Origin of the sequence: Micromonospora acroterricola, assembly GCF_003172955.1 — a bacterium.
Taxonomy (GTDB): domain Bacteria; phylum Actinomycetota; class Actinomycetes; order Mycobacteriales; family Micromonosporaceae; genus Micromonospora; species Micromonospora acroterricola.
In genome coordinates, this window is the sequence record NZ_QGKR01000162.1 from 39804 (window position 1) to 66244 (window position 26441).

A 26441-nucleotide genomic window follows, 5' to 3' on the forward strand; every position below is an offset into this window, starting at 1 on the left:
GCTGGTGGGCGGACTCTCCGTGGCGGCTACCGTCCGGATCGGTTCGGCACCGGTCGAGAGAGCGGAGCAGGGCGTGGCCGAGGAGAGCGCGGTCGAGGTCACCTACTGCGCGGGGTGGGATCCGGGGAGCCGGAAGCCCGTCGGGGTGATGGGTGTGGACGGGGCGCGCAAGCGCGATTCGGCCGGCGAGCCCTACGCGGTGCTGCTCACCGCCAACGCCCGACCGAGGGGGCTGCTGCAGATTGACTGGGGGCGACACTACCTGGGCCTGTTCCTGTTCGACGAGCACGGCCGCCGCGACCGTGCCTATGACTACCGGGAGCTCGAGCCGGGCCTGCTCGATCTGCGCCAGTACGAACAGTGGCGCTACGCGTCTGCGGACGAGCCGGAATTCCCCGAGCGGGGCTGGCACTTCACCCTCACGACGCGGCCGGACGGTGACACCGCGGACGTGCAGCTGGACCATGGCGGCCTTTTCCAGACGAGCCACGACATGCCGGAGCGGCACCGCACGCTGCGCAGGGCCGCGTTCGGCGACTGGACGGCGTACGCGGACGGCGGGATGCTCGGTTTCGGACGTCGTGCGGGGGGCGCCGGCGACGTGGCGCTCGTACCCGCCAGGCTCAAGGAAGACGAGGGGCATCGGGAGGCCGCAACGCCGCTGTGGAGGGCTCCGTCGGGCATGCGGCCCCGCTATCTGGAGGCGCTGTTCACCCCGGGCAGCCGGTTCTCTGACACCGAGTTCGGCGTCGCGATCGTTACCGAGCCCCAATCCGCCGGGGTGCTGCGCGTGCCTACCGGCGCGGTGATCGCCGCCGACCCCGGCACCCTCAGCAGCCGTGATGAGCCGTACACGGCAATGGTCCCGGTGGGAGACCACCCTGTGCTGATCGCCGGCATGCGGTGGGAGAGCGAAGGCTGGAACGAGACGACCGCCGCCGTGCTGCGGATCCTCGACAAGCCCACCGCGAGCTGGGAGCTCGCGGTCCGTCCCGGGCAGGACACACGGCTGCTCGGCGACGACGAGTTCTACGGCTTCGGAGTGGACAGCGGCATGGGCGCATTCCTGGACGCGTCAGGGCGGGATGCCCTGGCCGCGGCGTACGAGCACCGGCAGCAGAGCGACTCCCCTGACGATGACACGGCGACGGAGGTCGGCGACCCGGCCACCGGCACGAATCTGATCGCCTATCCGAGCGGGAGAGGCGACGGCTCCTACCCGGTCTGGATCGGCCGCACCGCCGCCGGCGAGGTCACCTGTCTGGTGGCCGACATGCTCGTCCTCCACGACGTCAAGTCCCTGCCGCCCACCGCACCCGACACCACCGCCTTCCTCACCCCCACCCCGACGGGCAGCGGCGGGCGGCCGGAGCCGAAGCCGACAGACCCCGAGGCAACCGCCGGGTTCCTGGCCGCCGTTGCTGCCAGCATCGCGGGGAAGAAGGAGCAGGTCGGCCGTCGCTGACGCGTGTCCGGGGCCTGGCGGAGCCGCTGGCAGGTCCAGGCCGAATCGTGCCCGTCCGCCCCTGCTGATCCGACCGGACGAAGAGGTCCTGACACCGGCCTTCGGCATGTACCCCGCCGGTCATCGTGCGGGCCCGATCTCCTCATCGGGGCAGGACCGCGCGTCGGGCGCTGCCGTTCCCCGTCACGTACCGTGACGCTCGGTCGGCGACCATGAGCGTCCGCCCTACCTGGGGCTGCCCTCGGCCGGCTCGGGCCGGGCGAAGTTTGGCAGGACCAACGCTTGGGCGGCGATGACGCGTTCCCCATTGAAGGCCAGCGCGGGTGAGCCGTGCAGCCGGTAGCCCTGGTTGAGGAGACCGCTGACGCGGGCGCAGAAGTCAGCGTCATCGGGTCCGGTGACAAGGCGGTAGCCGAGCGGCTCAGAATGATCTGACACCGTCGCATTGTGCCGCTCGGTCGTGCCTGAGCAACAGTCGTGGCCACCAGCCCGTCGTGCTCGGGCGCCGCCAGCCGCGATCAGTACACCTGACCTTCGTCGACGCCCAGGCCAACGGTGAGGCAATGCGCCCGGAAGCTGTCCGAACGCATTGACATCGACAGGGTCGCATCCGGCCGTCTTCAACCGGTGGCGTCGACCGCGATCAGTTTCCTGATCAGAAGGGGGGTGCGTCCTCGCCCATCAGCGCCAGCACGACGCCTCCCTTCCCACTCTTGAGGCCCTGGACCACGACCTTGCCGGTGCTGCCGTCCGGCAGTTCCAACGTAAAGGTCTTCCCGACCGCGTTTTTGGGGCCATTGCCGGCACTGTTGGCAGGTCGGAAGTCACCTGCCCACGGCGGCGTCCCACCCTTGCGGGCGGGCTCGGCGAAGAGAGCGGCGGTGCCGGGGGTCCTGGTGCCGTCCGAGGAGAGGAGCACTGAGGCGCTGCGATAGGTAGCCATATGCGGCAAGGGTATCCTGGATTGCGCTCGTTCGCGCCATGACAACTGCCCCATAACGCGAACGGCCGCGGGGAGCGACCGACGTCCCGGCGCCGCGTCCGCACGTGCCCGCAAGCGGCTACGCGCCGCCCTCGACGCCCCCAACACCGACGGCGGCCTGTACTTCGACTCGCGTGCCTGGGTCGTCACCGCACGCCGTCGTCACCGAACACTGGGCGGTAGCAACGGCTCGGTCAGGCCTCCGCCCGTCCGATGTGGGCGGACGCGGAGTGAGCCTGCAGGAGCCCCTCGACTCCGCGCAGGAAGGTGTCGGTTACCAGCACCGGGTCGAACAGGCAGCCGGCGGCCATGGCGCCGTCGCGCAGCATGACGAAGTGCCGGGCGGCGGGCTCGGCGGGCGCTTCCCCGACGTGCGCCAGCAGTTCTGTGACGGTGTCCAGGAACCATTGGCGGTGGGCGAGCACCGCCTGGTGCACCGGGTGACCGGGGTCGGGATACTCGGCGACGGCGTTGAGGAAGGCGCATCCGCGGAAGCCCGGGGACTGGATACTTTCGGCGATGGACCTGCTGAGGGCCCGGAGGGTGTCGGCCGCCGGCAGGCCGGCGGCGACAGCGTCGTTCGCCTGGCCGCGCATGGCTTCGTCGACCTGGCGCAGGTAGGCGACGACGAGTTCTTCTTTGCCGGGAAAGTGCCTGTAGAGAGTGGCCCGGGTCACTTGCGCTTCCGCGACGATCCGGTCGATGCCTACGGAGTGGATCCCCTCCGCGTAGAAGACCCTTATCGCCGTGTTGAGCAGCCGCGACCGCGCTTCGGACGGTCGGCTCTCGGATTCGCTGCGCACCATGGTGACCAGTCTAGCGGATAGAACGTTCGGTCTTGACAAGTTCAACGGGTACTGTCATCGTGACCGCGACAGAACGTTCGTTCTACCTAAGGACCATCGTGACCACCCTTGCTGCACCCGGCATCTTCTCGACGACGGCGTCCGCCCTGCGGCGGCTGTACTTCGTCCGCTTCGCCTTCGCCATCGTCTGGGCCCTCGTGATGCTCACCACCGCCTCGGAGCTCGGTCCGCTCGCCGTCACACTGCTCGTGCTGTACCCGCTGTTCGACGTGGCGGCCGCGGTCATCGACGCTCGCTCGTCGCGTGGCACCGGGTCGCCTGTCCTCTTGTACGTGAACATCGCGGTCAGCCTGCTCACCGCCATCGGCGTGGCCATCGCCAGCACGTCCGGTATCCCGTCGGTCCTGCGCGTGTGGGGCGCTTGGGCGATCGTGGCGGGGCTGGTCCAGCTCATCGTGGGTGTCACCCGTCGCGAGATGGGCGGACAGTGGCCGATGATCATCAGCGGCGCCATCTCCGTACTTGCCGGCGGTTCGTTCGTCGTGATGGCCGGCGCGGACGACCCCACGCTGACCAACGCGGCCGGCTACGCCATCCCCGGCGGCATCTTCTTCCTCATCTCGGCCTTCCGCCTCGGCCGCGCCGCAAAGGGCAACTGACATGGACAGCAACCTACGACGCCTTCGTCATCGCAGCGCCCGGTCGAACCTGACGTCCGCTGGCACGGCGGCCCGACGATAAATCCGGCAATCTCGTAAAAACCGGCGCATTAGGTGCGTAACGTGCCGGACATGCTCTTTCGCACCTGGCGTAACTTGTTGCTCACAGCGCTCGGGATGGGCGTGCTCGCCGGCGCCGGTCAGCTCGGCATTGCGTTCAGCTTCGGCATCATCCAGCTCACCGGCGCCTCCACCGACGCCGCCGTCAACCAGTGGCCTGCCCAGCTCGTCTGGGTGGGCTGGTTCGCGGCACACGCCGCCGTAGCCGGCACCGTCGTCACCGCACGCCTGGCCCGCCGGTACGGGGTGCTGGGGAGCACGGGCAGTTTGGTGGCCGTCGGCGCCGCCGCCGCGCTGGGCGCCACTGTCGTGGCGCCGCTCTGCGTCCGCCCGGCCCAGGCCGCCGAGCGCTTCTCTGTGGACCCGATCTGGGCCGTCGGCATCTGCGCGACCCTCGGCGCGCTGGTCGGCGCGGGTGCCGCGATCGCCGCGCTGGTGAAGCCCCCGCTCGGCTGGAACATGGCGGCGGTGGGTGGCGTGGTCTGGCTGCTGGCGCTCGTCTCGGTCGTCCCGTCGCTCGCAACCGCCGGGCCATTGCCCGCCGTACGGCTCGGTGTGCTGGAGCCGGCCGGGTTCGACGCCGACGCGGCACACCGGCAGGCGATCCTGATTCTGCCGGCGGTGGCCCTGCTCATCGGCGCGGCGACCGGCGGGCTGGCCCGCTGGCGCGGGCATCCGCCGCTGGTCAACGGCGCGACCGGCATGGCCGGCACGGTGCTGGTCGCGTTCACCTACCTGGCCGCCGGTCCCGGCGACGCCGTCGACCGGTACCAGATCACGCCGTACTACGCCGCGCTGCTCGCCGTCGCCGCCGGTGTGCTCGGCTCGGCCGCCGCCGCGTTGTTCCGCTTGCCGCTCCTGCGGCGCGCCGCCGAAGCGCGGGTCGTCGAGCCGACCGACATCGTCCGTCCGCTGTCCGCCGGCCCCGCCGTGCCGCAGGCCATGACGCCGGCCGCTGGTGGTACGACCGACGAGCCGCAGCTCGTCGACCTGGCCGGCACGGGGCTGGTCGCCGGCGCGACCGCGGCGATCCTCCCGACCGCAGCCGAACCGCTGGGCTTCGGTGCGCCGGCTGGCGACCGGGACGCCAGCGTCGTACCGGCCCAGCCCGCGACGCGGACCGCCGCGCTGGCCGAGACCGTCGCATCGGCCGCACCCGCCGACCTCGCCGCACCCGCCGACAGCGACGCAGCGGCCGACCTCGACGACAGCCCGGAGACATCGGAACCGGCCTGCGCGACGGCGGCCCACCTTCCCGCGGGACCCGGCGGGGACGGCTCCGGGACGGCGGAGGCGGAGGCCGACAACACCGAATTCGACGCGACACCGCACGACGGGGCACTCGTCGCCCCAGGGACCCGCCGGATGTACCAGCCGCCGAAAACTGACCGGACGCCGGTTCAGGCTTCCTGGCTGGTCGTTCCGGCGCGGCGGGTGCCGCCCTCGACCGAGCCCGCTCCGGGCGCCGAGGCGACCCACTCGGCCGGCACGCAGGAGAGGCTCGAACCGGCGCTCCCACCTCGGCACCGGCCGCCCCTGCCCAACCTGAACCAGGCCGCGAACTGGGACGCTCTCGCGACCGCCCAACGCGCGGCGCGCCCGCTCACGACCGACGCCGCGCCGGCCGCCCCGGCATCCGTGGTCGAGGCGGGACGGGCCAGCCGGCAGGCCAGCGGCCGGCTGGGCCTGTTCCGGCGCAACAGGTCGCGGGCCGACGGTGACGGCGCGGGCACCCCCGCGGACGGCGAGCCGCTGCCGAGGCAGGACGCGGAGTTCGTCGACTGGGTGACCCGGCTGGGCAAGCCGGTGGCGGACAGCGAGCCGGATCAGGAGAGCTCTCGCCGGTCACTCCACTCCACCGGCCGCCAACACGGCGACTGACCTCCACTGTCAGGCCCGCGCTGACCCCCAACCACCGCAAGCCATGCGACGGCGGGCAACTACCGCGCTGGAGGCACGACACCAAGGGACTGCCCCGGATCTGGTCGACGGTCGGCTGAGACCCGCTCTGAGCGGGGGTCGGCCCCTCGATTACGGTGACCGTGAATGGGGGGTGGGCCATGGCGCCGGAGGTGTCGCCGCGAAGGGCCAGGGCTGTGCTCGTCGCGCTGTCCCTCGCCGCGTTCGCGTTCATCACGACCGAGCTGCTGCCCGTCGGCCTGCTGACCCACATCGCACCCGATCTCGACCGGTCCCGCTCGCAGGTGGGCCTGCTGGTCAGCGGGTACGCCGTCGTGGTCGTGCTGGCGTCCGTGCCGCTGGCCCGGCTGACCCAGCGGATACCCCGGCGTCAACTGCTCGGCGTCACGATGCTCCTGTTCACCGCCGCGAACGCCACCGCCGCGTTCGCGCCGACGTACGCCGTGCTGGCCGGCTCCCGCGTCGTGACCGCCCTCGCCCAGGCGTTGTTCTGGTCCATCGCCACGGCGACCGTGACCGGGCCCTTCCCGGTCGCGGTGCGCGGCCGGGTGGTGGCGCTGTTCTCGACCGGGGCGACGCTCGCCCCGGTGCTCGGCGTACCCCTCGGCACCTGGCTCGGGCAGCAGGCTGGTTGGCGCGTGGCGTTCGCGGTGCTGGCCGGGGTCGGTCTGGCGATCGCCGCCGCGGTGCTCGTCCTCCTTCCCTCCTATCCCCCGGCCGCTGGTGGCGCCGCCCGGGGCACCGCACCGAACGGGCGCCGTTTCGGCCTGCTGCTGATCGCGACCGCCCTCGGCATCGGCGGCTTCATGACCCTGCAGACCTACGTCACACCGTTCCTGCTCGACGTCAGCGGCTTCGCCGACGCGGTGCTGGCGCCGCTGCTGTTCGTCTCCGGCTTGGCCGGCGTCGTTGGCACCCTGGCCGCAGTCCGGACCCTGGACACCCGGCCGATCGCTTCCCTGCTGGCGCCGCTGAGCATCGGCACAGCCTCGCTGTTCGGCCTGTACGCGCTCGGCGCGCTCCGGCCCGGCGCGGTCGCACTCCTCGCCGGGGTCGGCCTCGCCTACGCGGCGTTCGGCTCCGCCGTGCAGAACCGGATGCTGCACCTGGCTCCGGGCAGCACCGACATCGCGTCGGCCGGCGTCAGCACCGCCTTCAACGCCGGCATCGCCGGCGGATCGCTGCTCGGCGGTGCCCTCCTGCCCACCTCGGGGGCACGCCCGCTGGCACTCGTCGGCGGGCTGCTGACGCTGCTCGCCCTCACGCTGCTCGCCCTGGACGCGCGGCGGGGCCGCGCCGCCGGGCCAGCGCCGACCGCCGCCCGTCCCCCCACCCGCCCGCTGACCCGACAAGGCTGATCACCCGACTCCGGGACGCCAGCACCCACCACCTCGACAGCGACTGGGACGCCCGACCGAGGCAGTGGCGCCTGGGCGGTGCCGTCGTGGTCAAGCTCCGGGTACGGCGGCACAATCCGACGACCCACGCCGGGTGACGTGCGTGCTCAGGACGAGCGGAGCTGTTCGCGGAGCCAGGCCCGTTCAGGGTTCACGACAGCCTGACCGCCGAGCACGACGGTGGGCACGGTCTCGTTGCCGCCGGCCACCGCCCGGACGGCGGCAGCACCCGCCGGGTCGTGCCAGATGTCCACCCAGTGCGCCCGCCGGGCGAGCCGGCCAAGGGAGAACCGGAGCTGGAGGCAGTAGCGACAGCCGGGGCGCCAGTACACGATTGGCCGGCCGTCCGCCGCGCTGGCCCGCTGCGCTCCGGCGGCGTCCACCGAGCGGGGGAAGGCCCACGGCGACAGCAGCAGCGCCAGCGCCAAGAAGATCAGCAGTTCGGCGGCGCCGACGGCGGGCAGACCGTCGGCCAGTTGCGCCACCGCCACCAGCACACCGCACGCCGCCATCAGGATCGTCAGAGTCCATCGCCGCAGCACGCCGGGGACCCTACCGCCAGATACGCGGATGGCCGTCTTCCCTCGCCACCCACGACCCACGACGTGTCCCGCATCATCGACCGGACCTGGCAGTAGCGCAGTCAGCCCCGAGGCGCGCCAGGGCGCGCGACAGGGTGGCTGACCACGAATCGAGCCGAACTCGACAATTCGTCCCTTAGGTTACTGCGCAGGAGGCTGTCGAGACCGGGAGGCGACGTGGAGAGCTATCCGGCGATCGAGGATCACGGGCTCATCGGCGACCTGCAGACCGCCGCGCTGGTGACGTGCGACGGAACGATCGACTGGTTCTGCGCGCCGCGCTTCGACTCGCCGAGCATCTTCGCCGCAGTGCTGGACCGCGAGCGGGGCGGCTACTTTCGCATCGCCCCGCACGACGTCCGGTACGTCACCAAGCAGCTCTACCTGCCCGGCACTCCGATCCTGATCACCCGGTTCATCAGCGCGGACGGCGTCGCCGAGGTGATGGACTTCATGCCGGTCACCGGCGAACGGGCCACTGATGTCCACCGCCTGGTCCGCATCGTCAACATGGTCCGGGGCAGCATGCGGTTCCGGGTGGAGTGCCGGCCCCGGTTCGACTACGCCCGGGAGAAGCACGAACTGGAGCGCCACCGCAACGGGTACGTCTTCCGCAGCCGGTCAGCGGCGCTCACCTTCCACCCGGTCGACCCGGTGCGGCAACTGATGTCGCAGGGAGGCGACGTCCGCCTGGAGGACGGCGACCTGGTCGCGTACGGCACCCTGAACGAGGGTGACACCGGCGGGGTGGTCCTGGAGACGGTTGGCACGGAGCCACGGATCATCCCGGCGGCAGAGGTGCAGGGGATGTTCGAGTGGACCCGCGACTACTGGCGGCGCTGGCTCGAGCGCTCCCGCTACACCGGGCGGTGGCGGGAGATGGTCGAGCGGTCGGCCATCACGCTGAAGCTCATGACGTACGCGCCGACCGGCGCGATGATCGCCGCGCCCACCGCCGCGCTACCCGAGCTGGTCGGCGGCACCCGCAACTGGGACTACCGCTACACCTGGGTACGCGACACGTCGTTCTCGGTGCACGCGCTGCTCGGCCTCGGCTTCACCGAGGAGGTCAGCCGATACATGGACTGGCTGGACGAGCGGATCCGCGAGGCCGGTGACCACCAGGACCCACTGAAGATCATGTATCGGGTGGACGGCTCCTCCGACCTGCACGAGGAGATTCTCGACCACCTGGAGGGCTACCGCGGCTCCCGCCCGGTGCGGATCGGCAACGGCGCCGCCGACCAGCTCCAACTCGACATCCACGGCGAGGCCCTCTACGCCATGCATCTCGCCGACGAACAGGGCATCCGCGTCTCGCACCAGGTGTGGAAGAGCACCGTGCGACTCGTCGACTGGCTCTGCCACCACTGGGACCAGGCCGACGCCGGCATCTGGGAGAGCCGCCACCACCCCCGCAACTACACCTTCGGCCGGGTGATGTCCTGGGTCGCGCTGGACCGGGCCATCCGCCTGGCCACCCGCACCGGCCGCCCCGGCGACATCACCTGCTGGACCGAGCAACGCAACCAGATCTACAACCAGGTCATGGCCCGCGGATACCACCATGGACGCGGCAGCTTCGTGCAGGCGTACGACGAGAACGTGCTGGACGCGGCGCTGCTCGCCATGCCGGCGGTCGGCTTCGTGACCCCGAGCGACCCCCTCTGGCGGTCCACCTTGAACGCGATCGAGCGCGAACTGGTCTCCGACAGCCTGGTGCACCGGTACGACCCGGTCCACTCCCCCGACGGCCTTCCCGGGCACGAGGGCACCTTCAACATGTGCACGTTCTGGTACGTCGAGGCGCTGGCCCGCACCGGTCGCCTGGACGACGCCCGACTCACCTTCGAGAAGATGTTCACCTTCAGCAACCACCTCGGCCTCTACGCCGAGGAGATCGCCGCGACCGGTGAGCAGATCGGCAACTACCCACAGGCGTTCAGCCACCTCTCCCTGATCAACTCGGCACTGGCGCTGAACGACCTGCTCGACGTCGAGGCCGACGCCCGGCGCCGCCAGTAGAGCGGCCAGGCGCACCGCCCACGGACGTCGGCATGAGCTGACGGCCTTTGTCGAGGAATGCATCGGACCGTGAGGCGGCAGGCTCGTCGATGTGCTGCGCCGGCGAAACCGGACCACCCGAGGCGTACTCTCGGACGGCGCCCGCCGTAGCCCAGAACGGGGATGCCCACCTGCTCGGCGGTGACGAGTTCGTGGCGGCCGGCGGAGGTGGTCGCCGCCGCAGCATGGTCATCGGCTCAACAGGCAGACACAGGGATTGCACATGTCCCATCATCATGATCAGTGGGAACAAACGGCCCAGCAGCGCGCTCTCGTCCAGGGAAGGTGACCCGTGTCTTCACTCGCACTCGTCACCGGTGCGTCCTCAGGAATCGGCAAAGCGTTCGCTGAGCGTCTGGCCGCCGACGGCTACGACCTGGTCGTCGTCGGGAGGCGGCGGGATCGGCTGGAAGCACTCGCGGCTGCACTGCCTGACGTCGAGGTGCGCATCGTTGCCAGCGACTTGTCCACCGATGACGGTATCGACGAGGTGGCTGGGCTGTGCGCAAGCGAGCCGCTGACGATGCTTGTCAACAACGCCGGCGTCGCGCACTACATGCCGATGACGGAGCTGCCCGCCGAGAAGGCGCGGGAGCTGGTCCACGTCAAGGTCGTCGCGCCGACCATGCTGACCCGCGCGGCGCTGCCCGGCATGGTCACACGCGGCGTAGGAACGATTGTGAACGTCGCCGGCATGATCGCCTTTTCGGGACCCGCACCGGCGTCCCAGATGCCACGTCGTGCCGTCTATGCCGGAACGCTGGCCCACACGGTCGCCATGTCGCAGACCCTGCACGCCGAGCTGGAGGGTACCGGTGTGAATGTGCATGTCGTCTGTCCCGGCGTCGTGGCCACCGAATTCCACGAGGTCCAGGGGATGGACCTTTCTGCTGTGCCCCGGATGTCCGCGGAGGACGTCGTTGCCGCTGCTCTGGCTGGCATCGAACTCGGCGAAGTCGTCAGTGCCCCCAGCGTCGAGGATTACAGCCTCCTCGAGACCGTGTTCAGTGCGGACCTCGCCGCGTTTGCGGCCCAGAGCCCGCAACTCGCGTCTCGTTACCGGGCAATCTGAGCCAGCGGACCGAACGATCGGCCAGTTGCCTGAGCCCGCCAGCCCGGCGCGGTATCCGACGGGGCACCACGGGCCGCTGACAGTCGGTCGCTACAGCGGCGACGAGGGCTGCTCGGCGGGGCGGCCGCGGGTTCGGAGCGTATCGGTCAGGGCGATGAGGACGAGCACCACTGCGGCCGTGACCAGTACCGCCAGTTGCGGCAGCACGGACGCGATCGGGATCATCGCTGTCAGCACCAGCGTCCCGACCAGATGGGGGACGGGCAGCCGCGCGAAAACCTCGTACTCCGCCCAGCTGCGTGCGAGGAGGAACAGCGCCGGTCCGCCGAGCATGATGACCACCAAGGGCAGTTCGCTCCGGTCGGTGGGGTGCGCGATGACCAGCTCGAATCCGACCGCGGTGGTCATCACCGCGGCCACCGTCACCAGATGTGTGTAGGTCGCCGACTCACCGAGTCGGGCCGGGGACCGCGCGTCACGGATCGCCTCGGGCAACATGCGGCCCGCGCGGTGAAAGTAGATCCGCCAGAGCAGCACGGTAACCGCGAATGCGGTCGTGAAGGAGGCGACCTCGCCGGGGGTGAGCTGCCTGGTGCTGGCGGTCAAGCCGATGACCAGGACCGCTTCGCCGAGGGCGATCAGGAACACCTGCTGGTAGCGCTCCACCAGATGCTCTCCGCTGATCACCCACTGGTTCACCCGGGAGGCTCCGAGCCAGGGTATCGGCCAGCCGGCGGCAAACCCCACGTATTCGATACCCAACGCGCCTGCCCAGAGGACGAGACGGACTGGTTGGCTCACCACAGCACCGACAAGCCACGGCAGTGCGGCGACCGCCGACCAGATCGTGATCCGGGTGGTCACCTTGCGTCGCGGATGGTCGCGTAACGCCAGGGTGAGCGCGAGTGGGCGGCCAAGCTGGATCGTCACATAGGCGCCGGCGAAGACGACGGCTCGATGCCCGGACGCGTCGGGCATCGTTATGGCCAGCACCAGGGTGCCGAACATGACGACGATCACCAACACCTGGACCAACGTCTGCTCGGGGTCGTACAGGCTGGTCACCCAGGCCGCCAACATCCAGATCAGCCAGAGCACCAGGAAGAAGAACAACGTCTCGGCCGCACCCCGCAGCACGTCGCGCTCGGGTTCGGCCGCGGTCACCTCCGTGATCAGCCCTTGCGCGACCTGAGTGAGAGCGAAGACGAAGACCAGATCGAAGAAGAGCTCAAGGAACGCCGCCCGGTGTGACCCACGGGGATTTCGCAGCAGTCGCCCCGCCCACACGTCCGACATCCCCGCCAGCCTCCCGATAGTCAACGACCCCAGGGACGCCGCGTTGCGCAGTCGCCGCCCTGCCGACGGCTGACAGCCCGATACGCTGTGTTCGCACCGGCCCGTCCGCGCGGCGATCCACGCCGGGTGCAGGTCAGATCGCGGAGCCGTTGCCCGGCCTCGGACTCTGCGGCGACGATGCCGACTCCCACCGCGAGGGCAACGGCGGCACTCTGGTGATGCCCGTGAACAATTGGTCGGGACGGACGGACCTCGGGAGACTTCTAACTGCGCTCGTCCGGCGGCTGCTCTTTCGTCAGGTGGAGCAGCCACCCCTCGCCGGTGCGGATGAGCGCGTACCGCCTGCGGCCGGTACGGCCCTGCAACGTGAACAGCATCCGGCGGTCGGTACGGTCGTGCTCCTCCCACGTGCCAATGTCGGCGATCGACTTGTCGGCGTCCTCATAGGTGAGGTGGTCGAGGTGGTGATCCGGCACGGCGATCGCGAGCCGGTTGTCGCTGGGACTGTCCGGCAGGCCACGAGGAACCGCCCAGGAGCGCAGCACACCATTCTCCTCCAGCCGCAGGTCAAAGTGCGGTCGTGGTTTGCGGTGGTGGTGCAAGACGAAGGCCCGTGCCACTCTTCCCATTGTCGGCGCCCTCCGACCGTCCCGCCCGTCAACACCTAAGCTGGCTGGCCATGTTCGTCACCCTCCACCGGGTCCGCCGCCAGATCCACTGAACCAGAGGCGTAGATCCGCGCCGCTGGATCGGGCAAGGGGGCGTGAGGACCGATTGACCGACATGGGTACGCGGCCGAAGTGGCTTCTCAGGCGACGGCGGTGGCCATCCGGCGTACCGCCTCGGTGATCAACTCCGGTGCGGTAGCCAAATTCAGCCGGACGTGGCCGCCGCCGCCGGTGCCGAACGCCAAACCGGAGTTGAGCGCCACCTGGCCACGGTCGAGGAACACGGTGGCGGGGTCGTCGCCGAGGCCCAGGGCGCGGCAGTCGAGCCAGGCGAGATAGGTGGCCTGACCGGGACGGTAACGGATAGCCGGCAGGTGCTCGGCGAGCAGCGCGGCGAGGAGCCGACGGTTGTCGTCCAGGCCGGTCAACAAGGCGTCGAGCCACTCGCCGCCGTCGCGGAAGGCTGCGGTGTGGGCGATCACGCCGAGGTGGCTGGTGCTGACGCTGACGTCGACGGGAACGCGGGCGAGGTCCCCGGCCGCGGCCGGGCCGGCGATGAGGAGCGCACCGCGCAGGCCCGCCAGGTTCCACCCCTTGGAGGCGGACATCAGCGACAGGCCGTTCTCCGCGCCGGGCACCGAGAGGTACGGCACGAACCGCCCTCCCCCAACCACCACCGGAGCGTGGATCTCGTCGGCGACCACCCGCACCCCGTGCCGCTCGGCCAGACTGGCGACGGCGGCCAACTCGTCCGCGGTGTGCAGGACCCCTGTCGGGTTGTGCGGGTTGCACAGCAGGTACGCCGCTGGCCGCCCACCGGCCCGCGCCTGCCGGAACGCGTCCTCCAGTGCGCCGAGGTCGATCCGCAGGTCCTCGCCGAGCGGCGCCTCCACGATCCGGCGGCCGGCGTGCGCCACGAACTCGTAGAACGGCGGGTAGACCGGGCAGTTGACGACCACCGCGTCCCCCGGCTCGGTCACCACCCGCAGCGCCTCGATGACGCCGTGCATCACGTCGGGCACCAGCGCGGTGCGCTCCACGGCCAGCCCGTCCCAACCCCACCGCCGCCGGGCGAACTCCGCCAGGGCCTGCGGGTACGCCGTGCCGGCGGTGTAGCCGGTGTCGCCGCGCGCGACGGCGTCGGTGATCGCCCGCGCGACCGGCTCGGCCAGCGGCACGTCCATCTCCGCCACCCAGAGCGGCAGCACGTCGTCGGGGTACTCCCGCCACTTGAGGCTCGTCCGCTGGCGGAGCTGGTCGATCGTGAGCTGGCGAAGGGGATTCACCGCGTTTCGGGCACCACCAAGCAGGCCACTCATGGCTGAAGCCTATTCCGCTCCGGCCCGCGCCGACCGTTGGAGGCCGTGACGCTGTTGCGGCAGACCGGTCCGCAGGACCTCGACCTCGCCCGTCGCCCAGGCTGACGGACGGCAAAACGTGTGGCAGGGTGGCGAGGCGTGGAAACCTCGACGTTCGGGGAGGGTGACCATGGGCGCCTGGGGCCCTGGCCTGTTCTCTGACGACACGGCATGCGATGTGCGTGACGAGTACCGCGAAATGCTCGAAGACGGCTTGGACGACCACGAGGCCACCCGACGCATCCTCGACTCATACGCTGAGGTGCTCGGCGACCCGGACGAGGCGACATCAATCTGGCTGCCATTAGCCGTCACCCAGTCCAAGCTCGGCCGCCTCGACGCCACGATTCGCGACCGCGCCATCGCCGTCATCGACAGCTCAGCCGACCTGGCGAGATGGTCGGACAACCCTCGCCTTGCCGCCAAGCGCCGGGACGTCCTCGAGAAGGTCCGCGCGCAGCTGGCCGGCCCGCAGCCGCAGCGCAAGAAGGTGCGCCGGCCCCGCCGACACGTCACCGACCTGCAACCGGGCGACGTGCTCAGCTACCGCGCCGCCAACGGCAGCCTGGTTCTTCTGCGAGTAGCCCGTGTCGACGACGACCGGCACTCCGTCGCACCCGTCCTCGTCGCCCTCGACTTCACCGGCAGTCGCATGCCGCCCCAACCCGACCTCGACGGCCTCGCTGACCAGCCCGAAACGCCATTCCGGCTCGACGGACGGCAACTGCCGTCCTGGGCGTTCGCCAGCTGGCGCGTTGCCGTCAACAACCGGGTCAACTACGACGACGCCGGGCTGGAACGGGCTGGAAGCACCATCGCCCGTCCAGGCGACCCAACATTCGACACCAGGACCTACACGACCTGGCAGCTCCTGCAACGCGGGCTGGAGCGCAACCTCGCCGACATGCCCACGACGCCAGAGCCGTAACGCCTACCAGCCTCGGGGCGGTCAGTAACGGCCGAGGTTCTGGCTGGGCGCCATCACGATGCGTGGAGAGGCGTCCGGATCGAGCCACTCCAGTACCCGGAGCAGGTTGGACTGCGCCAACGACACACAGCCAGCGGTACCGCCGCTCCCCATGACGTGCAGGAAGATGCCGCTGCCGCGGGCCGGGGTGGCTGCCCTCACCGGAATGTTGTAGTTGATGACCGCGAAGTAGTTGTACTGCGGCACGGTCTGCCACAACGCCTCGCTGTAACCGCCCGGGTTCGTGCCATGCACAAAGCTGTTGTACGTGGACGAGCTGGGATTCTCATCCCAGTAGTCGTTCGTCTCAAGCTGGTGGTAGCTGTACTTGACGCCGGGGTTGGCGTGCACGCCGTACATGGTGGAGCCGAAGCCGTAGACGCCTGTGGGCGTCGTCGGGACGCCCTCCACGTGGCTGTCGCTGAATCCCTTGGTGCCGATCCGCGCGCTCATCACCCCGAGCTTCGGCCGCCACTCGCCGTTCACCTTCTCGAACGTCTCGAGGGACGCGACGCTCGTGCCGTAGCCGCTGCTGTGGACGACGATGAGCTGGCGGGTGCTGGCCGGAATGGTGTGTAGCCGGGAGGCGATGTTGCTCTCTGCGGCCGGCGTCGCGGCCTTGCTCGTCGGGACGTGCGACGGCGACCGGCTGAGAGACGGTTTCGTGGACCGACTCGCCGAAGGCGACGGGGACCGGCTAGCCGACGGCGATGAGGAGGGACTTGCGGAGTCAGTCGGTTCGGGGCGGCGGTCACCGAGATATCGGCCGGAGTCGACCCGGCGTCCACCGTGTCGGTCCGGTCCGGACTTGCGCAGGACGTGAGTCCGAGCCCGCCGAGCAGCGCCACCGCGATGGCACCGGACCCTACCCGCCTGAACGGCGTTGGCATTCCTACTCCTCCAATGGTTCTTGATGTCCGCCAGCCCCCGCTCGTGCGGCCGGAAGGCGACCGCGACTGAGGGGTGGCTCTTGCCGCGAAGTTGTCTGGGGGCCGGCCGCTGGATCGCACGGACCATCGCCAGCCCGAGGTGCCCCGGGCGGGTGGCTACCCGCTCAGCTCTGGGGAACCAGGCCGGCGTCGACCACGTACTCCCCGCCGTGCACGGCCTCGAACTCGCCGCTGGCGACGAGCAGGGTGGGCTCGAACTGGTACGACGTCACCATGTCCGAGTCGGTGGCGTCGTCACCGACGTCGGCGACGGTCCGGCCGTACGCGCCGGACGCTTCCAGCCAGACCGAGTACAGAAGCTCAGTGCGGGCGGTAATCGACCACGTTCCGTCCGGGTTGACGGCGGCAGAGCCGCCGCCGACGGCCCGCCCCTGCCGAACGCCCAGACGCACGTTCAACACGCCGTCCGGGCCTCCGGCTATCGCCGGCTCACCCTCCTCGCGCTGCCCGTCCCGGTCCAGGTCGTACCAGACCGTGCCGCGGATAACGCAGGTGCCGGAGATCGCAACCGTGACGGAGCCGGTGTTGTTGTCGGTGTTCGCCTCCCGCCTCTGCGGGACGATGGTCGTGGTGATCGGCACAGCGCTGCCCGGCGTCGCGCCGGCCACGACGAACGGCACGTGCAGCCGGATGGCCCGACCGCCAGCCGCCAGTTCCGGGTACGCGCACGTGTAGCTCGTCGTGCTCGCCACCGCGCAGGCCCAGCCGCTGTCAGTGCCGGAAGGGCTCGTCGTCCGTAGCCCCGAGGGCACCGAGACAGTGACGCTGACCGGGTCCGACCCGCCAGCGCCGTAGTTCCGGACGTCGATCTCTGCGTTGAAGGTCTCGCCCTCCGCAGGGTTCAGCACGTCGGTCATCATGAGGTCGACGGCCAGATCGGGCTGCAGTTTCCCGGCCGCCACCGCGTCGGCCGGAGCGAGCACCGCCGCGCCCCCGACAAGGGCGAGGGCGGTGAGCGAGCTGGAGAAGGTACGTCGAATCGAGCGGGACAGGGAACGAGGTCGCATAGGTTCCTCAGGTCGCAGGTGACGACCCTCGCGAAGGGCAAGGGACGCCCTGGAGATCAACTGGCTCCACTCATCCGGCGTCGTCGGTCTGGCCGGCGTTACATATGAGGGACAGCGCTCGCCGGATGGAGAGCATCGTCGGCGACGGGGGGACGACTCGGGCGAGCTCCGGCCGCCATCGTTGATGTCAACGAGTGATGTCAGCCGCTGCTGTCGGCTCCCCTGCCGGCATGACCGTGCACTCCGACAGGGGCAGTCGATTCCGGTCCCGCAAAGTACGTCAAAGCGTTGGGGCGTAACGGCCTGGTCGGCTCGATGGGCCGCGGCGGCACCTGCGGTGACAACGCCGCGATGGAGTCGTTCTCCGCCCTGCCGCAACGCGACGTCCTGGAGCGGCAACGCTGGACCACCCGGATCGAACGGACCTACCACCGCCGACGACGCCAACGACGCCTCGGCCGACTCACACCGATCGCATTGAGACGGTCAAAAGGCCCGCACACGCGGCCTGAACCACCCAACCCCGCGAGTCAACCAAACTCGGTGCGTCCACCACCTCTTTCGTCTTGAATTCCACCATTCGCGAGGTCATCGGGGTGAGAAGATCGCCCCGGTTCACCGTTCCACCCTTCCGGGTGACGGCCCCTGACTGATCATCCGTGAGCGATTGGCTGATCGGAGTCGTCTCGCTGCCTCCTTGATACGACTTTCATTGACTTTCATGTAACCCACCCCCCAACTGGCCGCCATTCCAGACCGCTACTTCGGCCCCAACGGCCCTTCGCCACTAGCCCGCGCCGAGAATAGGTGGCAGTCTCTAGGTCACAAGATCTCCTGTTCCATCCTTTGCGTGATTTCACGCATCCACCACTCATCGGAGGCATTCATGTCGTGTGCGTGTGTCAAGGCCGGCCGGTCGAAGTGCGCGTGGTGCAAGGAGGCCGAGAAGATGGGCCGCCCCGCCTCGGGGCACAACTGCCAGTGGGGCCGTTGCTCCTGAGTTGACACGTTGATCACCGCCTGGCCCGTTCAAGCGATCTGGCGGACAGGCGGTGGACACTCTCCCGGAAGGTTGTTGGTGATGAACGTACTGGGGAACCCCGCGTTTTCGCAGTTGTTGGACTCGGCGCCGACCCTCGGCCGGGAACGGCGGCAAAACCTCGACTGGGACGTGTACGGCGAGGCATTGAACGACGCCGGCTTCTCGTTGACCGACGTGCGCACGTTGAGCTGGGCGAGGTTCAGCGAGGTCGGCGTAGGCGCCTTGACCGAAGGGACCTCGCTGATCGCCGTCTTCAACAACGGCATCTTCGAGAGTCTCGGCAAAAGGCGACTAATGAGCCGCAGCCCGAAGTACCGCGCCATCGACTTTGAACAAGTGGCGGGATACGGCGACGTGGACCACGTTGTCGAGCACCACAGGATCTTCAAGTACTGCATCGAGTTTCAGGGTGCCGGCAGCATCCTGCTGGGTCGCCTCGAGTGGCACGTCCAAGGCAAGCGGTTTGGGGACAACCGACAGGAGATCATGGCCACGGCCCGTGAGAGGGACCGCGTCCTGTCGGTCATCAACGAGATTTCGGGAAACTAGCACCCACGCCGTTCAGTGGCTCAAGCGACAGTGCTGAGAGATCCGACCTACCAGGTGGGGCGTGGGCCGCGATGCAGTCAATGTCATGGAGGCTATTGTCATTAGCGCTGATTCGACGGCACCGGGCATACGGAGACATGGTGTCACTATTGGCTCTGCTAGACAGGCGCTCACACACGGAGCAAAGATTGGAGAATCGGGGAGGGGAAAAAGTCTTCGTCACCACAGCCGCCCGCGCATCCGATTGCACGATAGAAAGATAGGCCCTCCGATGTTCCAGCTTGATATCGATCGCAGCGCCCGGGGCGCACCGGTGGAAACACTGCATAAAATCGTCGGCGGCTGGGGACTCGTGATCACCGTGCAGAGCTCCGGCGATCTTGAGGCCATCATAGGCGCCATCGTCGGGGCGGCACCGCGCCTTTCCGAAGATCACGAAGTGCGAGCTGACGGCTTGATCGTGAGCCGCGTAGGCTATTACCGCATCTTTTGGGGTGCCGTGAGATATCCCGCCGGAAGCCTGGCCATCCTGGCTCCGCTGCCGTTACACGAGAACCAAGACCCACGGGATTGGATCCGGCACTTCAGGATCGAAGTGCTCGATCCAATCCAAGCCCTGTCACACCAAGGCTATGCAGTAGGCGGGGGCGGAGACGGAATGGTGACTGAACGCGAGTTTTGTCAAGCGTTCAAGACCGCCTACGTGTGAGTACGTGCTCGACAGGGCTACAGCGTCGCGCACGGGCCGTTCATGGCATCGCATCCCCTCGTGAACCGCGGTCAGAATGTGGCGATCGGGTTGACCGGGCTGCCGGACGTACCGGCGAAGCGAACCGGCGCGACTGCGAGGTGGAAGTCCCACTGGCCGAGTTCGGCAGCCGTCGTCGCGCACGCCTCCAGGTCGCAGTTGTCGAGCAGCCACAGACCCATCGCGACGAGGCTCACGGCGTGCACCGGCATCAACACGTCTTCGTACCCCGACGGCTGAACGTCCTGGGGGGTGTCGGCGCCGATCAGCGCGACCTCGCGTTCCCGCAGCCACGGCAGGCAGGAGGCATGCCAGCCGGCCTGCGTGAAACCGCTGGCCGCACCGGCCTCGTGCCGCGCGCGGCCATAGCCGGTCCGCAGGAGTACCGCATCGCCGGCGCGCACCCGCACACCCTGCCGACGCTCGGCCTCCTCGAGATCGTCGGGAAACACACCCTGCCCCGGTTCCAACCACGGCACATCGCGGACCCGCGCGATGTCCAGCAGGACACCACGCGTGATGATCCCATTCGCCGCCGCCGTGACGGCCGCCCACGCCGATCCCGTTGCGGCGTCGACCAGCGAGTGCGACCGCCCGTTGTACATCCTGCCGTCCCAGAAGATGTGGCACGGCGAGTCGACGTGGGTGATCGTGTTGCCGTGGAACATGATGCCGAGCCGCTCGTTTGAAAAGCCCCAGCGCCGGTCGGCGTGGAAGGCGGCCACGGGCATGTTCTCGGCACCGGGCATGTCGGCGGCGCACGGGCACGTCGTCGTCGACCGCTCCATGTCGTCCGGTACGGCAACCTCCCAGGCGCAGGACACGCTCCTGCCGTGGCGCACGGCCCGCGCCGCCGCCAGCCGGACGTCGTCGGTGATGTGGTTCAGGGTCCCGAGCTCGTCGTCGTCGCCCCACCGTCCCCAGTTCGACAGCGTGTTGAAGTAGCCGAGCACGTCGTCCTGTGTGGGCATTGGTCGCCCTGTCGTCATCCCAGCATCGACTCCTCCGTCACGCGATTCGAGGCACCGCAGGTAGGCTATCCCGCCGCTGTATCGAAGACCGCAATGACTGGTCGGGGCCACCCCGCCGTTGCCGCATCTCATCAACGGGGTTGTCACCCAGGCGACGGTCAGACGTTGAAGCGGATCCAAGAGTCGCTGTCCGGCCACCAGCCAACCTCATTCGACGCCTGCTCACAGGCCGTCGTGGGTTGCCAGAGTTGGCTGGTTGTCGACGTGTGACGGCGTCTTGTGCCCCATCTGCACCCCGAGCGCCTGCCGGGCGGCCTCGCCCATCGGGTCGTCGCGGGTGGGCAGCCGCTGGATGGTCGGCAGCACCTCCTCCTGGAAGACACCGTGCAGCCGGCGCAGTTCCCGCGCCGGATGCTCGGCATCGTCGACCCGCACGTCCCAGAGCGGGTACGGCTGATCCCCGACCACCGTCACATGCGCCGACCGTGCGCCGTCCCGGTCACCGCCGGTCTCCTCGCCGGCCTCGATGGCCAGCACGAGTCGCTCCGCCAGGTCGAATTCCCGACCGTCCTCGAACACCCGGACGATCTCCGCGAGGGTTTCCGGGCCCACCAGGCGGTTGCCCTGCACCGCGTAACCCGGCCCGGTGCGGTGCCCCGCCCAGTCCTTCGTACGGGAGCCGGTGAAGGCGTGCGAGCGACCCTGGCGGTCGACCATGCCGACCTGCCGCACCTCCCGACCCGGGTCGCGGGCCAGCAGCTCGGTCAGGACGTCCTGGGGCGAGCGGCCCTCGCCGAGCAGCGGCAGGCCGTCGTAGGCCAGGAACGGGTTCGGGGTGGCCTGGGTCGCCACCGCACCACCGCCCGACTGGACGTGTACGACGAGCTTGCCGACCGCGGGCCTGGCCGTCAGGGCCCCCACCCCGAGCTGACCGGTTCGCGGACACCGCGCGGCGATCGAGAAGGTCACGGTTGGCAGGTACCCGCACGAACGCCCGACATGCCGGACCCCCGCCTCGGATGCTGTCGCCAGGACCTCCTCATGACGATGACGAGCGGCACGGTCGAGTTGGCACGGACAGCTCTTCCGGGTGGTTGTTGCTCGCGGCCGGGCCTCTGCCGCATCAGGTCGGCGGCCTGTCCTGCCCGGCGTCATACTGGCGGTCAGCCCGGGGGTGGTCGATTCCTGCCTGCTTGTGCGACGCCCAGCCACTCGCCGAGCCGACTGCGGACCCGGCCGCGGCGATATCCGCCGTGCATCGCCCCGGTTGACGGTGGCTCGAACAGCGATCCCGACCCGGGTGCGGCCGTGGCCGGCTTGGTCACGAAAGTCGCGCTCCACCGGGCGACCAACGCCTCGGTGACACGCGGTGCCATTCGGTGGGCGGACAGCGCGAGGTGTGAGACCACACCGGTTGTTGCCTGCCTGCGCGGGCGGCGGGCGCATGCGAGGATCTTGGCAGCGAGACGCTCCGGTGCGTACGCGGGCGGGATGGCTCGTAGTTGACGGCCCGAGTGGTTGGCGGCCCGCTCGAAGAACGGCGTGTCGACCGGACCGGGTAATACGAGACAGACCTGTATCCGAGGATGACGGGCGACCGCTTGCTGAAGGTTCAGGGCCAGTCCTCTGATGGCGAACTTGGTCATGGAGTAGAGCGGGACCAGCGGGTTCGGGAACACAGACAGCAACGACCCGAGGAGCAGCAGGGTGCCGTGGCCCTGCGCCTGAAATGTAGCCATGGCGGCGCGGGAGCACAGCACGGTGCCGAATACGTTGGTGTCGACCAGCCGACGAATCTCGTCCACCGATTCGGAGCCCAGCGGCCCGGCAATGCCGACGGCTGCCGCTTCGACCCAGACGTCTATCTGCCCGAACCGCTGCACCGCCAGTTGGGTCAACCGCTCGACGGCCACTGCATCTGCGATGTCGGTCGGCACAACCAGCACCTGCCCGCCTCGTGCTCGGCAGTCTTGTTCCACCTCCGCGAGCGCGTCTTGGCTGCGCGAGGCAAGTACCAACCTGGCCCCTTCGGCAGCGAACGCCAACGCGGTCGCGCGACCAATTCCACTCGACGCCCCCGTGATCAGCACCACGGCGTCACGGAACGTTCTACGCCTGACCATCACACCTCCCGCGACGCGGCACAACGAGAACCTTTTACCCACGGGTGTGGCCCTCACTCCCGGGGCGCATCACGCTGCGTGCCGAGCCGCGGCAAAGCCGCCGGGAGCGCCGAGAGACACGTTGATCATCGTCGGCTGACTGCCGCCCTCTCGACACCGCGCGCACGCCCTTGCCGCGCCTTCGTCCCGTTGCGGGATCGTCAATCGGTCCGGCTGCGGAGGCTCCGCGCCAGGGTGGGGATCATCACCGTCGCAGGGACGAGGTGCAGCCCGAGGAGGGCGGCGGTGGTGGTGATGTTTGCCCCGGAGAGGAGGGGCGGGACCAACGAGATCGCGGTCAGCGACACTGCCGTCCACACGAATCGCTCGACGGGGCGAGCGCTCCAACGAAGAAGAGCGACGGCGATGACGATGCCCACGACCGAGAAGAAGCCGGTCACCACGGCGAACCCGGACAACGGGATCGTCTCGCCGCCATCGGGGACCTCGAAGTCGACGCCAACGGCCTGGGCGAGCGCAGCGGCGAGGGTCGTGGCCACCATCGCTGCGAGCGTGGCAATGAAGCCGGTGCCGGCGAGCCCGCGGAGTCGGTGGGTGTGGCTGGTCTGACCCGATGCCGGGCCTGCGACGACGCCGGTGTCATTCGTGCCGTTCATGTTGTTCCTCCATCATTCGGCAACTGGCGTACGAGGTGTGTTGACTGCATCTGACGGTCCTGGCCCTGCGGGTGACGATGCGCACCCTCGCCGTACGACGGCCGGGGTTCCGCAGGGCGCGGACGCCAGTGCCGCGGAGCCAGAACCCGGCGCCGCGGCCGAGGACCGGCCCGGGCTCGCCGTCGCGCAGCTCCAGCTGCACCCGCCCACTGGTGACGACGCCGAACGCGTCGCACCACTCCGCCGCGACCACCGCGACACGCGCGCCACCGGGCAGCGCGAGCGTCCACACCGGGACTACTCCGTGCCGTCCGCCGGCAGGCGGTCCGGCAGCCCGAGCCGCGGGAACTGGTCGTCGTGAAAGATCACGATCTCGGTGATCGCTCCGCCGGTGACGCGCAGGACGTCGATCGTCAGCGGCAGGTACGCGTCCTCGAGTTCGCGCCAGAGGTAGAAGGCGATGGCGGGCTGCCGGTTCACGGCGGTGAGGACGCCGCGCAGCTGCCCCATGCCCTCGAAGCCGTCCTCGATCCAGCTCTTCACCACCGTGTCACGGCCGACGTGCAGGCCGGGCGTGGGCGGCATCGAGTAGCGCACGTCGTCCCGTAGCAGGACGGCGATCCTGTCGACGTCCGTGGCCACGCTGGCGTCGGTGAAGCGCCGCACCAGCTCGCGCGTCCCGGCGTCCTCCTCGCCGCCGGTCCAGTCCTGCCGCTCGGCGGGCAGGTGCTCCCGCATGCCGGCGCGGGCGCGCTGCAGCGCGCTGTTCACCGAGTTCACGGAGTCCCCGAGGAACTCCGCGACCTCCTTCGCCGGCCAGCCGAGCACGTCCCGCAGGATCAGCACGGCCCGCGGGCGCGGCGCGAGGTGCTGGACCGCGACCAGATACGCCAACTCGATCGTCTCCCGCGCGACGGCGACGGCCTCCGGCTCGTCCGCGTCGCCGGCGGGCAGCTCGTCGAGCAGCCGGTCCGGGTAGGGCTGCAGCCACGGCACCTCGCCACCGGTCGCGGGCTCCGGACGGCGCTTGGCGAGCAGGTCCAGGCAGGCGTTGGTGGCGATCCGGTACAGCCAGGCCCGGAACGTCGACCGCCCCTCGAAGGTCTCCCGACGCCGCCAGGCACGGAGGAACGTCTCCTGCACGGTGTCCTCGGCGTCCTCGAACGACCCGAGCATCCGGTAGCAGTGCACGTGCAGCTCCCGCCGGTGCCGCTCCGCCAGCCCGGAGAACGCCGGCTCGTCGACCTCGCCCAGACCACTTACGCCCAGTTCCTCCAGCCGCGTGTCCGCACTCATCACGTCATCCTTCCGTCTCGTCGTACCCCGTCGTAGGTGTGACGGGTGCGGGCGCGACAACTCATCACTCGGGTCGGTCGGCATCGGCTGATCCGGTGATGGTTCCGGTGGCGGACCACGACGCGGCGTACGGCCGGGGCCCGGGTCCCCCGGAGTGGGCGCGGTTGCGCGCTCGGGTCGTGCGCCGAGCCGGGCAGTGCCGGCGATGCCGTACGAGCCGGCCAGAGGCATCGGCGATGACCCGCATATTCACGCCGTACCTCTTGTGCTTTCGGCCCTTGCCGACTGATTTTCCTTCGTCGGCCGCACGGTGAGTGCGCGGTTCGCGTGCTGGCACTCGCACAGCAGCCGGATCATGGCTTCGGTCGTGATCGGCGAGCCACGGTTTACAATTCCGCCGTGGACGACACCACCCGCGGCATACGTATCAGACGCGGCGGTCCTGCCGATGCACCCGCCGTACTGAACATGCTCGACTCCGCGGTGATCTGGATGAACAATCGCGGCAACACCGAGCAGTGGGGCACGACACCGTTCTCGGAAAAGCCCGGAGGTACCGAGCTGGTCGATCGGTACATGACCGAGAACGTCCCGTACATCGCGGAGGTGGACGGAACACCGGCCGCAGCCTCGGTCCTGGACTCCGGGCCCAACCCGCAGGCGCCGATCGCGCCTGCGGAAGAACCCGAGCGGTACGTCCGCCTACTGGTCTCCGACCGACGATTCGCCGGGCGGAACCTCGGGTCGGCCCTGCTGGCACACGCCGTGGAGGAAACCCGGCGAGCCGGCGTGCGGTTGCTACGGGTCGACTGCTGGGCGGGCGGCGGCGGCGAGTTGGTGGCGTACTACGAGCGCCACGGGTTCACTCCCACGGAAACCTTCCTAGCCGGAGCCTGGCCGGGTCAGGTGCTGGCCCGGCGTGTCGGGTGAGGCGCGCTTCGCGTGGTCCCCGACGCCCCCTCAGCTATCTCGGACGACCGGTTCCAGAAGTGGGCGAGTCAGCGCACCCGCATGAAGCTTCGCTGGAGGCCAAAGCACCGCTTGGCCACATCGTCGCTGGTCAGCACGTCCGCGCAGGCCAGGTCAGTGTGAGCACTTAGGAGGCGGTGACCACGTCGCCAAGGTCGGGTTCGAGCGGGCGGTCGTCTTGGAGTTCCAGGTGCTGTTCAGGCGCGTCGATCGACAGCATCGAGCTTATGGGAGCCATCGATGGCCAGCAGGCGCCGGACCCCACTACCGCAGGTAGGCACGCCGGAACGCAGAAAGAGGCCGCCGCCTCCACCCGCCCGGAGGCATGTGGAGACGGCGGCCTCTTCGCCTGTGAAGCTGTCAGAGCCGGTTCTTGACCGTGGTGCGTACGCCGTCGTCCGTGGCGACCGCCTCGCAGGTGAGGCCGACCGACGTGGGCGTCTGCCCGATCAGCGCGGTGGTCATGGTGATGCTGGCGGTGCCGTTCACCGACCAGCCCTCGTCCGTCTCCCAGGTGTCCTGGAGCTCCACTCCGGTCACCGAGATCAGCACGCCGTCGCTGCCGCCGCCGACGCGGTCGGCGCGCTGGTCGGCTTCCCGCTCCATCGCGGTGCGGCACTCCCGCTGGGCCTGCTCCCGGGTGAGGTCGTCGCGGCCGACGAACCACAAGGTGCCGCCGATCGCAATGGCGATCAGCACCAGGGCACCGGCGACGGCGGCCAGGATGATCGGCACCTTGCTCCGCTTCGGCGCGGTCGCCGGCGCCGGCGCGGAC

The 26441-nt window shown here is 69.6% G+C and carries 25 protein-coding genes and 1 pseudogene; 11 read left to right on the forward strand and 15 right to left on the reverse strand.

The features are described 5' to 3' along the window. The first annotated feature begins 73 nt into the window (after positions 1-73). Positions 74-1465 (forward strand): DUF4241 domain-containing protein, encoded by a 1392-nt coding sequence (locus tag DKT68_RS09810; RefSeq protein WP_161556638.1) that lies wholly within the window; start codon positions 74-76, stop codon positions 1463-1465. A gap of 225 nt (positions 1466-1690) precedes the next feature. Here DKT68_RS09810 and DKT68_RS09815 read toward each other — a convergent pair whose 3' ends face one another. The 3 genes from DKT68_RS09815 to DKT68_RS09830 all read right to left on the reverse strand — a co-directional run bounded on the left by DKT68_RS09815 (position 1691) and on the right by DKT68_RS09830 (position 3253). After that, positions 1691-1903 carry a DUF1737 domain-containing protein gene (locus tag DKT68_RS09815; protein WP_109817111.1) on the reverse strand — a complete coding sequence of 71 codons (213 nt, stop codon included), beginning with the start codon at positions 1901-1903 and terminating at the stop codon, positions 1691-1693. A 217-nt stretch (positions 1904-2120) separates the two neighbouring features. Beyond that, positions 2121-2408, reverse strand: a complete 288-nt coding sequence (locus DKT68_RS09820; protein WP_225851988.1) for a hypothetical protein — start codon at positions 2406-2408, stop codon at positions 2121-2123. 233 nt (positions 2409-2641) lie between these two features. Further along, complete coding sequence (locus tag DKT68_RS09830; RefSeq protein WP_109817112.1) at positions 2642-3253, reverse strand: TetR/AcrR family transcriptional regulator; 612 nt, start codon at positions 3251-3253, stop codon at positions 2642-2644. Positions 3254-3312: 59 nt separating this feature from the next. On the opposite strand from DKT68_RS09830, the gene DKT68_RS09835 reads away from it, so the two are divergent. The 3 genes from DKT68_RS09835 to DKT68_RS09845 all read left to right on the forward strand — a co-directional run bounded on the left by DKT68_RS09835 (position 3313) and on the right by DKT68_RS09845 (position 7310). After that, positions 3313-3912, forward strand: coding sequence for a hypothetical protein (locus DKT68_RS09835; RefSeq protein WP_236646810.1), 600 nt, complete (start codon positions 3313-3315; stop codon positions 3910-3912). A gap of 132 nt (positions 3913-4044) precedes the next feature. Beyond that, the gene (locus DKT68_RS09840) at positions 4045-5913 is read left to right on the forward strand and encodes a hypothetical protein (RefSeq protein WP_146218325.1); all 1869 of its coding nucleotides are present in this window, start codon (positions 4045-4047) and stop codon (positions 5911-5913) included. A gap of 179 nt (positions 5914-6092) precedes the next feature. Next, positions 6093-7310: an MFS transporter gene (locus tag DKT68_RS09845; protein WP_109817115.1), complete on the forward strand. Its 1218-nt coding sequence runs from the start codon at positions 6093-6095 to the stop codon at positions 7308-7310. 146 nt (positions 7311-7456) lie between these two features. Here the strand turns inward: DKT68_RS09845 and DKT68_RS09850 are convergent, their stop codons facing one another. After that, complete coding sequence (locus DKT68_RS09850; RefSeq protein ID WP_201748977.1) at positions 7457-7891, reverse strand: glutaredoxin domain-containing protein; 435 nt, start codon at positions 7889-7891, stop codon at positions 7457-7459. Between the two features lie 216 nt (positions 7892-8107). Between DKT68_RS09850 and DKT68_RS09855 the strand changes: the two genes are divergently transcribed. Continuing rightward, on the forward strand, positions 8108-9955 hold the full coding sequence (locus tag DKT68_RS09855; protein ID WP_109817117.1) for a glycoside hydrolase family 15 protein: 1848 nt from the start codon (positions 8108-8110) through the stop codon (positions 9953-9955). Positions 9956-10286: 331 nt separating this feature from the next. Next, on the forward strand, positions 10287-11066 hold the full coding sequence (locus tag DKT68_RS09860; protein WP_109817118.1) for an SDR family NAD(P)-dependent oxidoreductase: 780 nt from the start codon (positions 10287-10289) through the stop codon (positions 11064-11066). A 90-nt stretch (positions 11067-11156) separates the two neighbouring features. On the opposite strand, the gene DKT68_RS09865 is transcribed toward DKT68_RS09860, so the two are convergent. The 3 genes from DKT68_RS09865 to DKT68_RS09875 form a co-directional block, all read right to left on the reverse strand. Continuing rightward, positions 11157-12362 (reverse strand): low temperature requirement protein A, encoded by a 1206-nt coding sequence (locus DKT68_RS09865; protein ID WP_109817119.1) that lies wholly within the window; start codon positions 12360-12362, stop codon positions 11157-11159. A gap of 263 nt (positions 12363-12625) precedes the next feature. Beyond that, entirely contained in the window at positions 12626-12991 is a 366-nt protein-coding gene (locus tag DKT68_RS09870) for a DNA polymerase ligase N-terminal domain-containing protein (protein WP_109817120.1), read from the reverse strand. Positions 12992-13170: 179 nt separating this feature from the next. After that, entirely contained in the window at positions 13171-14349 is a 1179-nt protein-coding gene (locus DKT68_RS09875; RefSeq protein WP_109817121.1) for a MalY/PatB family protein, read from the reverse strand. A 169-nt stretch (positions 14350-14518) separates the two neighbouring features. On the opposite strand from DKT68_RS09875, the gene DKT68_RS09880 reads away from it, so the two are divergent. Further along, a complete protein-coding gene (locus DKT68_RS09880) occupies positions 14519-15316 on the forward strand; it encodes a hypothetical protein (protein WP_146218326.1) in 798 nt (265 codons plus the stop codon). Positions 15317-15337: 21 nt separating this feature from the next. Here DKT68_RS09880 and DKT68_RS09885 read toward each other — a convergent pair whose 3' ends face one another. Further along, positions 15338-15841 carry a L,D-transpeptidase family protein gene (locus DKT68_RS09885; protein WP_109817123.1) on the reverse strand — a complete coding sequence of 168 codons (504 nt, stop codon included), beginning with the start codon at positions 15839-15841 and terminating at the stop codon, positions 15338-15340. A gap of 568 nt (positions 15842-16409) precedes the next feature. Further along, positions 16410-17312: an SdrD B-like domain-containing protein gene (locus tag DKT68_RS09890; RefSeq protein ID WP_109817124.1), complete on the reverse strand. Its 903-nt coding sequence runs from the start codon at positions 17310-17312 to the stop codon at positions 16410-16412. A gap of 203 nt (positions 17313-17515) precedes the next feature. Between DKT68_RS09890 and DKT68_RS09895 the strand changes: the two are divergent. The 3 genes and pseudogenes from DKT68_RS09895 to DKT68_RS09910 form a co-directional block, all read left to right on the forward strand. Beyond that, positions 17516-17882, forward strand: a pseudogene (locus tag DKT68_RS09895) (hypothetical protein); the annotation flags it as partial. Between the two features lie 511 nt (positions 17883-18393). Next, entirely contained in the window at positions 18394-18903 is a 510-nt protein-coding gene (locus DKT68_RS09905; RefSeq protein ID WP_109817126.1) for a hypothetical protein, read from the forward strand. Between the two features lie 271 nt (positions 18904-19174). Next, positions 19175-19612 carry a hypothetical protein gene (locus DKT68_RS09910; RefSeq protein ID WP_109817127.1) on the forward strand — a complete coding sequence of 146 codons (438 nt, stop codon included), beginning with the start codon at positions 19175-19177 and terminating at the stop codon, positions 19610-19612. A 71-nt stretch (positions 19613-19683) separates the two neighbouring features. Here the strand turns inward: DKT68_RS09910 and DKT68_RS09915 are convergent, their stop codons facing one another. The 5 genes from DKT68_RS09915 to DKT68_RS09935 all read right to left on the reverse strand — a co-directional run bounded on the left by DKT68_RS09915 (position 19684) and on the right by DKT68_RS09935 (position 24700). Next, positions 19684-20622: a cyclase family protein gene (locus DKT68_RS09915; RefSeq protein ID WP_109817128.1), complete on the reverse strand. Its 939-nt coding sequence runs from the start codon at positions 20620-20622 to the stop codon at positions 19684-19686. A gap of 222 nt (positions 20623-20844) precedes the next feature. Then, positions 20845-21591 (reverse strand): DUF1028 domain-containing protein, encoded by a 747-nt coding sequence (locus DKT68_RS09920; protein ID WP_109817129.1) that lies wholly within the window; start codon positions 21589-21591, stop codon positions 20845-20847. 194 nt (positions 21592-21785) lie between these two features. Next, the gene (locus DKT68_RS09925; protein WP_236646811.1) at positions 21786-22715 is read right to left on the reverse strand and encodes an SDR family NAD(P)-dependent oxidoreductase; all 930 of its coding nucleotides are present in this window, start codon (positions 22713-22715) and stop codon (positions 21786-21788) included. Positions 22716-22945: 230 nt separating this feature from the next. Then, positions 22946-23401 carry a DUF6069 family protein gene (locus tag DKT68_RS31400; protein WP_201748978.1) on the reverse strand — a complete coding sequence of 152 codons (456 nt, stop codon included), beginning with the start codon at positions 23399-23401 and terminating at the stop codon, positions 22946-22948. A 297-nt stretch (positions 23402-23698) separates the two neighbouring features. Beyond that, complete coding sequence (locus tag DKT68_RS09935) at positions 23699-24700, reverse strand: RNA polymerase subunit sigma-70 (protein WP_407940718.1); 1002 nt, start codon at positions 24698-24700, stop codon at positions 23699-23701. A gap of 396 nt (positions 24701-25096) precedes the next feature. Here DKT68_RS09935 and DKT68_RS09940 point away from each other — a divergent pair, with 396 nt between their 5' ends. Further along, complete coding sequence (locus DKT68_RS09940) at positions 25097-25627, forward strand: GNAT family N-acetyltransferase (protein WP_109817132.1); 531 nt, start codon at positions 25097-25099, stop codon at positions 25625-25627. A gap of 399 nt (positions 25628-26026) precedes the next feature. Here DKT68_RS09940 and DKT68_RS31135 read toward each other — a convergent pair. Continuing rightward, the coding region (locus DKT68_RS31135) for a flagellar basal body-associated FliL family protein (RefSeq protein ID WP_201748979.1) at positions 26027-26441 on the reverse strand (415 nt) is incomplete at its 5' end.

What these genes read in the sequence shown, in the direction of transcription:
- DKT68_RS09820 (WP_225851988.1), bottom strand. Translation starts at nt 2,408, where the DNA reads ATGGCTACCTATCGCAGCGCCTCAGTGCTCCTCTCCTCGGACGGCACC.
- DKT68_RS09830 (WP_109817112.1), bottom strand. Translation starts at nt 3,253, where the DNA reads ATGGTGCGCAGCGAATCCGAGAGCCGACCGTCCGAAGCGCGGTCGCGG.
- DKT68_RS09840 (WP_146218325.1), top strand. Translation starts at nt 4,045, where the DNA reads ATGCTCTTTCGCACCTGGCGTAACTTGTTGCTCACAGCGCTCGGGATG.
- DKT68_RS09845 (WP_109817115.1), top strand. Translation starts at nt 6,093, where the DNA reads ATGGCGCCGGAGGTGTCGCCGCGAAGGGCCAGGGCTGTGCTCGTCGCG.
- DKT68_RS09865 (WP_109817119.1), bottom strand. Translation starts at nt 12,362, where the DNA reads ATGTCGGACGTGTGGGCGGGGCGACTGCTGCGAAATCCCCGTGGGTCA.
- DKT68_RS09870 (WP_109817120.1), bottom strand. Translation starts at nt 12,991, where the DNA reads ATGGGAAGAGTGGCACGGGCCTTCGTCTTGCACCACCACCGCAAACCA.
- DKT68_RS09875 (WP_109817121.1), bottom strand. Translation starts at nt 14,349, where the DNA reads ATGAGTGGCCTGCTTGGTGGTGCCCGAAACGCGGTGAATCCCCTTCGC.
- DKT68_RS09880 (WP_146218326.1), top strand. Translation starts at nt 14,519, where the DNA reads ATGGGCGCCTGGGGCCCTGGCCTGTTCTCTGACGACACGGCATGCGAT.
- DKT68_RS09890 (WP_109817124.1), bottom strand. Translation starts at nt 17,312, where the DNA reads ATGCGACCTCGTTCCCTGTCCCGCTCGATTCGACGTACCTTCTCCAGC.
- DKT68_RS09905 (WP_109817126.1), top strand. Translation starts at nt 18,394, where the DNA reads ATGAACGTACTGGGGAACCCCGCGTTTTCGCAGTTGTTGGACTCGGCG.
- DKT68_RS09910 (WP_109817127.1), top strand. Translation starts at nt 19,175, where the DNA reads ATGTTCCAGCTTGATATCGATCGCAGCGCCCGGGGCGCACCGGTGGAA.
- DKT68_RS09915 (WP_109817128.1), bottom strand. Translation starts at nt 20,622, where the DNA reads ATGCCCACACAGGACGACGTGCTCGGCTACTTCAACACGCTGTCGAAC.
- DKT68_RS31400 (WP_201748978.1), bottom strand. Translation starts at nt 23,401, where the DNA reads ATGAACGGCACGAATGACACCGGCGTCGTCGCAGGCCCGGCATCGGGT.